This window comes from Thalassotalea ponticola (genome assembly GCF_041379045.1).
GTDB lineage: Bacteria > Pseudomonadota > Gammaproteobacteria > Enterobacterales > Alteromonadaceae > Thalassotalea_A > Thalassotalea_A ponticola.
Window position 1 is genome coordinate 1,921,833 of sequence record NZ_CP166871.1, and the last position, 12,744, is coordinate 1,934,576.

At 44.8% G+C, this 12,744-nt stretch carries 11 protein-coding genes; 2 read left to right on the forward strand and 9 right to left on the reverse strand.

Annotation, left to right across the window (positions count from 1 at the left end; translation table 11 throughout):
* Positions 1 to 338: 338 nt before the first annotated feature.
* The 3 genes from ACAY30_RS08300 to ACAY30_RS08310 all read right to left on the reverse strand — a co-directional run bounded on the left by ACAY30_RS08300 (position 339) and on the right by ACAY30_RS08310 (position 3,722).
* Entirely contained in the window at positions 339 to 1,250 is a 912-nt protein-coding gene (locus ACAY30_RS08300) for an FRG domain-containing protein (protein WP_290250110.1), read from the reverse strand.
* A gap of 221 nt (positions 1,251 to 1,471) precedes the next feature.
* Positions 1,472 to 2,008 carry a hypothetical protein gene (locus tag ACAY30_RS08305; RefSeq protein WP_290250112.1) on the reverse strand — a complete coding sequence of 179 codons (537 nt, stop codon included), beginning with the start codon at positions 2,006 to 2,008 and terminating at the stop codon, positions 1,472 to 1,474.
* Between the two features lie 631 nt (positions 2,009 to 2,639).
* Positions 2,640 to 3,722, reverse strand: a complete 1,083-nt coding sequence (locus ACAY30_RS08310; protein WP_290250115.1) for an AI-2E family transporter — start codon at positions 3,720 to 3,722, stop codon at positions 2,640 to 2,642.
* Between the two features lie 119 nt (positions 3,723 to 3,841).
* Here ACAY30_RS08310 and ACAY30_RS08315 point away from each other — a divergent pair, with 119 nt between their 5' ends.
* The gene (locus ACAY30_RS08315; RefSeq protein ID WP_290250116.1) at positions 3,842 to 4,765 is read left to right on the forward strand and encodes a TIGR01777 family oxidoreductase; all 924 of its coding nucleotides are present in this window, start codon (positions 3,842 to 3,844) and stop codon (positions 4,763 to 4,765) included.
* Between the two features lie 129 nt (positions 4,766 to 4,894).
* Here the strand turns inward: ACAY30_RS08315 and ACAY30_RS08320 are convergent, their stop codons facing one another.
* From ACAY30_RS08320 to ACAY30_RS08330, 3 genes are all read right to left on the reverse strand, one after another.
* Positions 4,895 to 5,254: a VOC family protein gene (locus ACAY30_RS08320; RefSeq protein WP_290250118.1), complete on the reverse strand. Its 360-nt coding sequence runs from the start codon at positions 5,252 to 5,254 to the stop codon at positions 4,895 to 4,897.
* Positions 5,255 to 5,457: 203 nt separating this feature from the next.
* A complete protein-coding gene (locus ACAY30_RS08325; RefSeq protein WP_290250120.1) occupies positions 5,458 to 7,962 on the reverse strand; it encodes an ABC transporter permease in 2,505 nt (834 codons plus the stop codon).
* Complete coding sequence (locus tag ACAY30_RS08330) at positions 7,962 to 8,684, reverse strand: ABC transporter ATP-binding protein (protein WP_290250121.1); 723 nt, start codon at positions 8,682 to 8,684, stop codon at positions 7,962 to 7,964. Before ACAY30_RS08330 ends, ACAY30_RS08325 begins: the two co-directional genes overlap by 1 nt.
* A gap of 112 nt (positions 8,685 to 8,796) precedes the next feature.
* Between ACAY30_RS08330 and ACAY30_RS08335 the strand changes: the two genes are divergently transcribed.
* Positions 8,797 to 9,300: an arylesterase gene (locus ACAY30_RS08335; protein ID WP_371189860.1), complete on the forward strand. Its 504-nt coding sequence runs from the start codon at positions 8,797 to 8,799 to the stop codon at positions 9,298 to 9,300.
* A 27-nt stretch (positions 9,301 to 9,327) separates the two neighbouring features.
* Here the strand turns inward: ACAY30_RS08335 and ACAY30_RS08340 are convergent, their stop codons facing one another.
* From ACAY30_RS08340 to ACAY30_RS08350, 3 genes are all read right to left on the reverse strand, one after another.
* Positions 9,328 to 10,695, reverse strand: a complete 1,368-nt coding sequence (locus ACAY30_RS08340; RefSeq protein WP_371189862.1) for a DASS family sodium-coupled anion symporter — start codon at positions 10,693 to 10,695, stop codon at positions 9,328 to 9,330.
* 39 nt (positions 10,696 to 10,734) lie between these two features.
* Entirely contained in the window at positions 10,735 to 11,775 is a 1,041-nt protein-coding gene (gene nagZ, locus ACAY30_RS08345) for a beta-N-acetylhexosaminidase (protein ID WP_290250126.1), read from the reverse strand.
* Positions 11,776 to 11,843: 68 nt separating this feature from the next.
* Positions 11,844 to 12,473 carry a TetR/AcrR family transcriptional regulator gene (locus ACAY30_RS08350; RefSeq protein WP_290250128.1) on the reverse strand — a complete coding sequence of 210 codons (630 nt, stop codon included), beginning with the start codon at positions 12,471 to 12,473 and terminating at the stop codon, positions 11,844 to 11,846.
* Positions 12,474 to 12,744 lie beyond the last annotated feature (271 nt).

Consider the following 12,744-nt stretch of genomic DNA (forward strand, 5'->3'; position numbering starts at 1 on the left):
CTCCGAAAGCACAAAAACATATGCCAAGAAAGCAAGCTATTTACCTTTTGTGGACCCAGAATTCCGTCCAAGGCAGGAAAAGCTTAGGGTGCAGAGATTAATACTCAGACGTATATTTGTCTGAGTATTTTTATTGGTTGACTTGTAGAGGTATGCGACCGCTTTGTGCCAATAGCTGCCTGTTAGCAATTGCTAATATACGCTGGTTTCGAAGTGTTAACGCCTCGTTAAAAGGTCGCCAACTTACAACCACCTATCCTAATCAAGCCACCGTAAACAGTGATGCTATTATGATTGCCGTGCGTTGGCAATCCTGCTTAAACGGTTTGTTATAAACACTACTCAAAGATTTCGTGAATATAGTCTTTGGTGTTTTCCACTGCTTCATTTATGGCATCTAAGTTGATATCAATGGAGTTATCAGGGTAGATAAAGCCTTCGTTAATTCCATATCTTGAATCTAATAGATCCAATATTTGCGTTTTTAGAGAAGCTGGTATTTTGTAAACATTTCTTCCTGGATGGTAAGTCATCTCGGAAATGTTAAACATAGATAAGTCATAAGGGAGTATGTCAGCGTTGTATACAAATACACCCTCTTGATGTTGGATTCGTCGATTATATTTTACGTTATCAACTTCGATTATTGGCGTAACCAAATTTAGACCCGTAGGTGATATCGTCGTTTTCATGTCAACAATAGACTGTGCCAATTCTTCATTGGTCATTCGTGTATAACCAGCTCCACCTGAAAGGTAAATATCAAGTAAGCGTTGAATATGTTCATGGATATTTGATTCATATACTACACAATCTTTGTCGAGATTCTCTTCACACGCAAAATATAAAGCAATTTTTGCATTTAATGTGAAATCTATAACATTTGTCGGTAAGCCATAATGTTGAGCCAAATAGATCAAGGTATTAGTTGGTAGACTGATAGATCCTAGTTTTTTTAGTTCTTCTTTAAAACGATTGATGATTAAGAAAGATTTTTCGACATAGTCGACTTCATCAATATTTGGAAAGGATTGTTTTCTTGCTGCATCAATTACCACATCATGCCATTCTAGACCTTTTTTATTCCATACATAATGGCGATAGTAACTAGAAATACAGATAAAACCACTATCAGACATACCACGATAATAATAGCCTGATGGTTTATCTGGCATTAGTTTTTCAACGACTTGCTCAATCGTTGATAGCTCTTTTGTATACCATGCTCTGAATGGGAAATCTGGCAACATATCCTTGTCTACCTTTGCGGTGGGTTATTGTAAACAATAAGCCATACAATTAATGTTAACTTATTGATGATGAGCAACATAGTTCGGGTGCTTATAGCAGTTTATTCTTTTGACACTTGCTGAATGACTGCAGCTCGCTCAAAGCCGCCGTTCTCTACTGACCATTAATCAATAACTTACGCTATTTAACCAACAGGCGCAAATGCGCCATTAGGCGAGTCTTAATCAATATTTAAACTGTGGATTAAACGACCGCGATAATCGTAACCTTTAGACTTATAAAAGGCTAATTCGACAGCTTTAAATGAATCTAAATGAGCAGCAATCATAGGAATAAACCCACTTAAAGCGACAAAAGGGCCTATATTGGCATCAGTTAAATAACCATAGTCATGAAGTAACCAATGGTTAAAATTAAAGTGCTTAGAAAAAATAGCAACTCCAATCGCAAAAGTCAGTGACAAGTAATACTTAAACCATTGTGGTTTATTGAATTTCCATAAAATCCTAGATAGTTTTGAAAACAAAATTATAAATAAATATATTGCTAAGACTCCTAATATCGGAGCTTCCATCTCTAGGATTGCACTTCGTAATATTGCGATTAGGTTATTATTCGTGATATCAGAAACATCTGTTCCCAAATAAAACATAAATATTGGGGCTAAATAGAGAAATATCGCCCTTGGATGGAATGCCATATAAGCATTTGCTTGCTGAATGATATCTTCAGGTAAAGATTCTACTACTTTCATCATTTTTTCTTACAAATACTATGTCTACTCTTCGCTCTAAGAAGACATTAACCTTTTCAATAAGATAACGTCAATTTAGTACCATTAACTTCCCATTGGCAATATACGTTTGTTGCGGTTACGGCAATGGCTCGCCAAATTCATCAACTTTCTTGCCCCACTTATCCATCATTGTGCCGCACTTTTTGCAAGTCCAGCCACCATATGTTTTTTGATAATCATTTTTAGGAAGCCTAATGATTGGCATCTGTTGATTACAAGTAGGGCAATTTACTCTGTTTTTTAAATTTATACCGTGCTTAGACTTTTTAGCGTTCTCCACCTTGAAATAGAGGAACAATCCCAAAAGTGGAAGCAGTGATGTTGCTATAATGCTCAGATACAATTTTGTACCCCTAACAATCTATTCTTTGGACTCATCTGAGTGACCGCTGTTCGCTCACAGCAGCCGTTAGCTACTGACCATTAATCAATAACTTACGCTATTTAACCGACAGGCGCAAATGTCGTCTTACCCCCATTTTCATGGACACACTACAATTGATAGTAGAGAGGTGTTTATGACCAATGCCGAAAAACACACGGCGTCGCTCTTAGCCATCGCATAGCACACAGTCAACGTCCGACTTGTCTATTACTCTTTAGTATCTATCGATTCCATCGCCGGTGATACGGGAACCCTTTGTGCGGCTTCTTCTGCATCACCCAACATCACCGATAACCACTTACCGCCTTCGGACGTTTCCAGAGCAATTTTAATGATCATGGTGAGCGGTACCGATAACAGCATACCGACCGTGCCAAGTAACCAGCCCCAAAAAATTAGTGATAAAAACACCACTAAAGTTGATAAACCCAAACCTTTGCCTAAAAAACGCGGCTCAACCATATTGCCAATAACGGTATTGATTGCCATGTAACCCGCGCCAATGAATAACGCCATGGTCGGATCAAATTGTACGAATGCAAGTAGTACTGCAGGTACTGCCGCGATAATCGAACCAATATTTGGAATGTAGTTAAATAAAAATGCCAATACGCCCCACAAAATGAAAAAATCTAAACCCGCTATCCACAACATCAGTGACACTAGGCAACCAGTTAATAAACTAACCCATGTTTTAATCGCGATATAACGATTAACCGATAACAAAAAGCGGTCAATGCGCTCAATCTTCATCTCCGGATCTTTTAATGCAAGGTGCAATTTACGGGGAATACTCGGTGCCTCAAAAAGCATAAAGACAACGGTTATGATGATCAAAAACATATTCGCCATGATCCCGCCAAAACTCGACAGCATATTGGCGGCAAAGCCCATGGCTGCGCTTGGATTTAAATACTCCATCAAAATACTCGAGGAAATATTGATATTATAATCGGCGAGTTTATCGATCAGCCCTGAGAACTTGGTGGTTAATTGTGCTTTGTATACCGGCATTAACGCCGACAATTCATTGAGGGAATTACCGATTAATCCAGCTAACGTCATACCCGAGCCGACAAATAGACCGATAATCAATACTATCGCCACTACTTTCGGAATTCGATACTGTGCGGCCCGTTCAACCAAGGGGTTACACATAATGGCAATAAACACAGATAACAAAAACGGGATCAAAATATTACTTGCGGCTTTTATGCCCGCCATAATGACCACCAAGCTGGCTAAAATAACCAACAGGCGTGCTGAACCGGTGTAATTAGAGGTCGACATAGGAAAATTAAATCATTATTTTTATCATATTGTTAGCTTATCAAACTCAATTTAAAAGGTACACGTAGTAGTATAAAAATTGTCTTATTAGCTACACTTATATGCAAGGAGGTACTCGCTTGAACACTGCTACTAAGCCCATAAAACGCATTCTTATCACCGGTGGTACCGGTCTTATCGGCTCTCGGTTTATCAATACATACCAAGATAAGTACTGTTTTGATGTATTAACGCGTCAGCGTCTGCCAAGCGATAGGTTATTTGCTAATACCAACAATATCTCCCTCGTCCACCAACTTGACGATATCGACGACTTGAGTGTGTTTGATGCCGTAATTAACCTTGCCGGAGAGCCCATTGCCAATAAGCGCTGGAGCGATAAACAAAAGTGCCTAATTTGCCAAAGCCGTTGGGATTTAACTCATCAACTCTCTCAGCGCATCAATGACTGTCAAGCGCCACCTTCGGTATTTATCTCAGGCTCTGCCATTGGTTATTACGGAAGACAAGGCACTTCCCCGATTGATGAAAGCTTTGAAGATTGTTACAACGAATTTACCCATAAAGTATGTAACACCTGGGAGCAAAAAGCGCTGCTCAGCGCCGAACAAACGCGGGTCTGTATACTCAGAACGGGCATTGTACTGGCGACAAACGACGGGGCGCTGAAAAAAATGCTATTGCCCTACAAACTCGGCTTAGGCGGACGTTTTTCAACCGGCAAACAATACATGTCGTGGATTCATATTGACGATATGGTACGCGCTATCGACTTTTTATTGACTCATCAACAATGCCAAGGCGCGTTTAACTTGACAGCGCCAACCCCAGTAAATAACGCCGAATTTAGCGCTACCCTTGCCCAGACGCTCAAGCGCCCAAACATCGCGGTTATGCCAGGCTTCGCTTTGCGAACCATGTTTGGCGAGATGGCAGACTTGTTTTTATTTGGTCAAAACGTCATTCCCAAGAAGCTTGAACAGGTGGGCTTTGACTTTAGGTACCCAACACTAAAACCGGCGTTGATGAGCCTGTTACAATAACCAATGCACAACATGAATTCTGTTTTAGCCTTAGCACGGCGGCTACTATACATACTGAGATAAATAGCGTGAGTTCATCGACCAATAATCACGGTTAAACACAAGATGCCGACAGCGTGTTAAATCTTGTCAGTCTTCAACTTTGTCTGACCACACCGCTAGTTGATTACCGCCGGGTTCAACAAAATGAAAACGACGCCCTCCAGGAAAGGCAAAGATTGGTTTGCAAATAATTCCGCCAGCTTGTTCTACGCGTTTGAGTGTCGCTTTAAGGTCGGCGCTGTACAGTACAATCAGCGCACCTCCATCCGACGCGGGCAGCCCTGTTGACTGACTAAAACCGCCGTCTAATCCTCGATTTGAAAAAGAGGCGTAATCAGGGCCGTAGTCTATAAAAGTCCAACCAAACGCCTCGCTAAAAAACGATTTAGTCGCTTCGATATCTGTGACGCTAAATTCAACGTAATTAATGTTAACTTGATTATCCATATTCACATCTATTCGGGTTATCTAGAGGTTTGTGTAAAGCTAGGGTCGATGACCTTTGCTGTCTGTTTTTCGAGCAATTTAAAGTATGAGATTGGTCTCAAAGGTATAGCACAAAGATCAACAGCCGATAATCGTTATCAGCAACATGATAAGCCACGCCGAACGAGATTGGCGTGGCTATACCGTCGATGTCTAGGTTGGTATCACAGCGTCCGTCTTATCAAGGTAACGCTTGATAAATTCATTAACCGATAACAACTTATCAGTCCCATGAGACCGACAAAAGTCGCACCGGTCACAATCCCCAAAGCCCAGTATTCAATGTGCCAATTAGGTTGCATATCAAATACCCGTTGCTGCACCACGTAAACCGCGATTTCCATGCCTATACTGGCCAGTAATCCCGCTATCGCTCCCAAAATAACAAATTCGAGTAAGGTCGCGGCTTTTAATAGCGCACCACGTGCCCCTAATGTACGCAAGATAGCAAGCTCGCGCTCCCGCTCTTCCATGCTGGCCTGTACTTGGGCAATAAGTACCAAAGCGCCGGCAATTAACACCAAGATCAAGATAAACTCAACCGCTAAAGAAACTTGGCTTATAACATCTCTAAGCTGTAATAAAATCGCTTCGACATCAATCACACTGATGGTTGGATATTGGCTTAAAAACGTTTGCATATCACGCTTTTTATCGTCCGGAACGTGAATTGACGCAATGTAAGTTGCCGGAAACTGAGTCAGTACCGAATCGGAGAAAATCATGTAAAAATTGGGTTGCATGCTCTGCCAGTTGACGTCGCGAATGCTGGTGACGGTGACGTCCACCTCTTGTGCACCGATTTGAAAGCGAATACTGTCTCCCAGCTTGAGCTCTAAACGCTCAGCCACCCGCGACTCAACAGAAACTTGAGGACGGTTGTCACCCGGTTTAAACCACGCCCCTTGCACGATAACATTTTCATCCGGCAGCTGGTTGTGCCAGGTCAAACTCAGCTCTCGACCAATACCTTGACGTCCTTGATCCGAGCCATCTTGGGTTTCTTTTGACGATGCTCGTTGCACGGTTTCATCGTTAATCGCTTTCAAGCGGCCTCTAACAATGGGATACAGCGCACTGGCCGACATATTGTTTTGGCGTAAAAAGCTTTCCACCGCAGTAACCTGCTGTTGACTAACGTTGACTAAAAACTGATTTGGGGTATCTGCCGGTAACTGCCCCTGCCATTCGTCTAGCAAATCGTTGCGCACGACCAACATCAATAATAACAGTTTTATCGCAACGGTGAAGCTGATCAACTGCACGTTGTTTTGTTTACCACGACGCTTCAAGTTAGCCATTGCCAAATGAATACTCTGCCCAGCTTGAGAGCCTATTTTGCGACCTGCCGAAACCAGTAAGCGCCCGAGTAAGACCACAATACCGGTCGCAATAACACCACCTATCATTAACGCTAATGTAAGAATGACATCGCGACTAAACAACCACAATAAAATAAATACGGCCAACAGCGGCGGTAAATTGCCAATCAGCGAGCGACGTTTGTCAAAACTGGTGAAGCCGCGAATCACCGACAGCACCGGTGTAGCAATAAGCTGTTGCATCGGAGTAATGGCAAAGGCAAAAGCACAAAGCAGGCCGGTAAAAATGGCCACCACGAAGGGGTAGCTGGTCATGTCCCCCAAGCCGTACGGTAAATGGTCACTAATAAAGTACAAGCCCAAGGCTAAGATCAACGCACCGAGTAACAAGCCAACAGCAATAGAAAACAAGGCCAGTGTTGTCCAGTGCAACAAGTACAATTTGCGAATATGGGTCATCGATGCGCCCATCGCTTTGAACACTGCCACCATTGGTTGATGGCGTTGGCCATAACGGCGAGCAGCAACACTGACGGCGACACTGGCCAGAATAATGCCGAGCATGCTACCCAACGCCAAGTACTTCTCTGCGCGATTGAGAGCTCGTGCCAAAGGCGATTGCTGAGACTTAATATCGTACCAGCGTTGCGTTTCAAGTACCTGTGGCTTGATCCAGCTTTCAAACGCTTTTACATCGTCGTTATCACCGGCAAATAAGTAACGATAAGTGAGGCGTGAACCCGGTTGAATAACCTGTGTTTTCGCAACGTCTTGATAATTCATCAAAACTCGAGGGCCTTGGGTAAACACCGAAAATGACGTGTCAGGCTCTTGAAACACCGTTCCAGTTATCACAAACTTGGCTACCCCTATTTCAATCTCGTCGCCAACGCTAAGCGACATTTTCTCCAATAAGCTCGGTGCCACCCAAACACTACCCTGTGGCGGTTGGCTTTGCTGCTGACGTCCATTTTCTTGGTCAATGAGCAGTTCGCCGCGCAGCGGGTAACCCTCGCTAACCGCCTTAACCGAGGCCAATAACATCTCGTCTTCGGCGAAAATCATCGACGAAAACAACAGTATTTGCGCTTGATTAAGCCCCCGTTGTGTGGCCTCTTGCAACAGTTTGGCATCGACTTCTCTACTGGACTGCAAAACCCGATCGGCGGCGATGAAACTGTTGCTTTTACTGATCAGTGCCGAGCGAATTTGATCGCTAAAGCCCGAGAGAGAGAACACGGTGGCCACGGCTAAAATGATAGCCGCACAAATAATGGTTAGATCACCGCGCTTTAGCTCGTGTTGAAACAATCGCAGTGAATGGCGCATCCAAATCGGCATCGTCATTAACCCACCTCTGCCATCGTTGCTTCTTGCTGGACAAATTCCCCCGCGTGCATCGTCAATTGTCGTTGACAGCGTTGCGCCAGTTCATTGTCATGGGTTACCAACACTAACGTCGTACCCTGCTGCTCGTTTAACTCAAACAGAAGCTGATTGATGGTTTCGCCGGTAGTGGCGTCTAAGTTACCGGTTGGTTCATCGGCAAATAAAATGTCCGGTTGACTGATAAACGCCCGAGCGATAGCAACGCGTTGTTGCTCACCGCCAGATAATTGGCTTGGGTAGTGATCAAAACGAGATCCCAAGCCAACCCGTTGCAACATTGCCTCGGCTTTGTGCTTGGCATCGCTATCGCCGGCGAGTTCGGCTGGTAACATAACATTTTCTAGCGCCGTTAAACTGGTAATTAGGAGGAAAGATTGAAAAATAAAGCCCACGTGGTTGGCGCGTACCTGACTGCGCTGCTCTTCGTCATATTGATGCAACGGCAAGCCCTTTAAAAATATCTCGCCATTGCTTGGCACATCGAGGCCCGCGAGTAATGACAACAGGGTCGTTTTTCCCGAGCCCGAAGCACCGATTATCGCTAGCGTTTCTCCTGACTTGACTTGTAAGTCAATTGTTCGCAATATGGTCAGCACGTTATCATCAGCATCGTTGCTTGGCGTTTTTACCTGTTTAGTGACACCTTGGCACTGTAATATAATTTCGGAATCTTGCTTCATGTTAAAATTTTTGTCCCTAATCGTTATCATATTCAACCTTACGTTAAGCCATAAGGTTTTGGCTCACAATACTATTCTACTACTAGGAGATAGTCTCAGTGCAAGTTATGGAATGCAACAAAATCAAGGTTGGGTGCATCTGCTCAATCAGCAACTTGAACAACAACAGGCAAGCTACCGCATCGTTAACGCCAGCATCAGCGGAGAGACCACAGGTGGCGGTTTAGCCCGTTTTGACGGTATTTTGGCGTCACAACAGTTTGATATTTTACTGATCGAATTAGGCGGTAACGATGGCCTCAGAGGCTTTCCCCCGAAGTTAATTAAACATAATTTGTTACAAATAATCGACAAAGCCAAGGCGCAAAATATTCGCGTGTTGTTATCAAAAATAAAAATACCGCCCAATTACGGACAACGTTACAACCAAATGTTTGAGCAAGTGTTTGTCGATGTCGCTGAACAAACGAACGTCACCTTATTGGAATTTTTTATTGAAAGCGTTGCCACCGACCCTGCACTAATGCAAAGCGATGGCATTCACCCCAATCAACAAGCTCAACCGACACTGGCAGCCAATATGAAAGCGCTGCTCGACGCGGCGCTGCGCGAGTAGCGCTTACGCTGTGACTGACGGGTTAATTTACAACAACGCGTAACATATCACGGCGACGATCATCGCCACCACAAAACTGAGTATTGCGCCCTCTTTCACCATGTCTGAAATGGTAATTTTTCCGGTTCCATAGGCTATCGCATTGGGCGCGGTAGCCACCGGTAACATAAACGCACAACTGGCACAAATCGCAGCGGGGATCATAAACACGTGCGCATCAAGGCCGGCAGACAACGCGGCAACCGCCAAAACCGGCATCAGTAGCGTCGCGGTCGCCGTATTACTGGTGATTTCAGTTAAGTACGTCACCACCCAGCACAGTAATAGCAACATCGCCAGCAGCGGTAAATACGCCAGTGATGCGAGCCAGTTACCCAACATATCCGATAAACCCGAAGCCATAAAGCCCTTGGCGATAACAATACCACCGGCAAACAACAACAACATGTCCCAAGGAATCGTTTTCGCGGTTGGCCAATCGAGCAATCGCCCACCTTTGCCGTTGCCCACGGCAAACATTAGCGCTGCAGCAGCTAGCGCGACGGTGCTATCGCCCACACCGTGAGCGCCAATTAACCCACTCCAACCACCAAAGGGCTCTTGCCTGAAAACCCAAGCTAAGGCTGTTAAGGCAAAAATCGACAGTGTGCGCTTTTCTTCTATCCGCCACGCGCCCAGTTTTGGCATGCTAATTTCGTCGGTTAGTTTTAAGCCTCGAGTTAACCAAATTGCCATCACGGGAATGGTCACTAACACCACCGGAATACCGATTTTCATCCACTGTAAAAAGCCAAACTCTTGGCCGGTATATTCTTCGTAAATCCCGGCAAAAATAACATTGGGCGGTGTGCCGATTAATGTGCCGATGCCACCAACACTGGACGCATAGGCAACACCGAGAATAAGAGCCACTTTCAGCCGGTCATTATCGACGTGTGCCAGCAGTGCCAATGCCATTGGCAGCATAATCAATACGGTCGCCGTATTCGATATCCACATACTCAATACGGCGCTGGTTAACATAAAGGCAAACACCAACCTTTTGGCGCTGCTCACCCCGATGAAATTAACCATGTATACCGCCAAGCGTTCGTGAGCTCCGCTTTTTTCCAAGGCCTTGGACAGCATGAACGCCCCCATCAGCAGTAAAATAACATGCGAGCCAAGCGCGGAAGCGGCTTGCGTGTGATCAAGTACGCCAAACAGTGGCAACAAGGCAAAGGGGATTAACGACGTAGCGGGAATGGGCATCGCCTCACTGATCCACAATAACACCGTTAGTACGGTAATGGCCGCGGTGACCGCTGGTGTGTGACCTAAGCCCACAAAAAGAAGAACGAAGTAGCTCAGTGCAGCAACAACAGGAGCCATATACAACATATATCTTGATTTCATAGCGATATTTTACCTGCTAAGCGCGATTTAAAATTTGTGTCAACATTGATTAAAGCGGTTTAGTTGGGCAACGCTAGCGACATACAGCGCATCTTCGCCAAGTGCATGCCAACGGTGTTGCACAGTGGCCAACATGGTTTGGATACGCTGTTGCGCGATGTTGTTTTGCGCATCGATGTCAGCGCGGTCAATGGCTTCAACAGCGCCTTGTCGGTCATTACACACCAACAGCATATCACAACCGGCTTGCGCCGCCGCTTGACAGCGCTCAACGACAGAGCCCGCCACGCTCGCTCCTTGCATCGATAAATCGTCGCTAAATATCACTCCGTCAAACCCTAGCTGTTGGCGCAAGATCGTTTGTAACCAAAGCGCTGAAAAACCAACGGGCTTATCGTCAACAGCGGGATAAATAACGTGGGCAGGCATAATTGCATCTAGCTGCCTATTGGCAATTAACTGGCTAAAGACGGTCAAATCATGGTCGAATATTTGTTGCTTACTGCGAAAGTCAACCGGCATGGCTATGTGCGAATCTTCTTGCACGCTGCCGTGTCCAGGAAAGTGTTTGCCGGTGGCTTTCATTCCTGCCTGCTGCATACCGCTAATAAAAGCCGATGATAAACAGCTCACCATCTGCGGTAAATGATGAAAACCGCGATCGCCAATCACCTCTGAAATACCATCGAGATCCAACACCGGTGCTAGTGATATATCGACACCCGACGCCCTCACCTCTGAGGCCATGAGGTAACCAAAAGCCTGACTGTTTTGCCTAGCTCGTTCCATTACCTCTTGCTCACTACCAGCTGTGCTTACCGCATGAGCATAAATTTTTCCCATTGGCGGAAGCGCCGAAAAACCGTGTCTAAAACGCTGCACACGTCCGCCCTCTTGATCGACGGCAATTAAACATTTAGGGTTGATCTGTTTGACCTGTTGGCATAATCGGGTGAGTTGCTCTACATTGTCGTAGTTGCGACTAAATAAAATTAATCCACCGACTTTAGGGTGCGCCAATAGCGCTTCATCTTCGCGGTTTAACTCGGTTGACTGCACGTCAATCATTAATAAGGCCATGGTAATTCCACTACTCGCTGGGTTTTAACATAATATGCAGCTACTGTTGTAGCTTAAACTCTCTAGTCTTATGACTTTATAATGGGCGCGCCAACACCCGAGGCGAGATAAGGAATAATGCGTTTAATAACACCGGCGACATCCACTTTGGTATCAAAATCATTGTCGGCAATATCAATCAGTGCTGCCGACGACGACATGGTGAAAACTACCGTTCCCATAGTAAAGTGCAAACGCCAAAATATGTCCTCGCGCGTCAAGTCTGGATAGGCTTTTTCTACAGCGCCAATAAAATTATCTAAAATTCCCGGATAATTGGTGGTAATAAACCAACGCAAGAAGCCTTGGCTGTCTATGTAACTGCGTCCTAACAGCTGTAAAAAGATACTGGTGCCGTTGTCGCGAAAGTCATTTAGCGATAACAAAGGTTCAACAAATGCGTCAAACACTTGCAGTAAGGTAGGCGCTGTCGTTTTTTCATTTACCGCCTTTAACGATTCAACCAAGGGAGGACTTAACTGATCTAAATAGCGCTTCATCAGTGCTTTAATCAGCTCTTTTTTCGAGCCAAAGTGGTAGTTCACGGCAGCGAGATTCACTTCCGCCGCACTGGTAATTTCGCGAAGCGATGTTGTGGTAAAACCCTTTTCGGCAAACAAGGTTTCGGCGGCATTTAATATTTTTGTTTTGGTATCCATGGCTGCACACAGTTCCTAAATGGCGATATCTAGCCTATCGCATAGGCCAGTTTAAAACACTCGTTTAAAATGACAGGAAGCACCATAACTGTCAAGTACTATATAATACAAACACTTAACCTCGCTTAGCGCAACGGAGTTCTAGTTGGCTATGCGTACATGCGTTAGACGAGTAGCGTCTATGACGCTTTTATTGGTGGCCGTGTGGTTTGACAATCGAGTTGACTATACCAAACTTAACAAAGATTACCTCGCCACTGTCAGGGCGTGA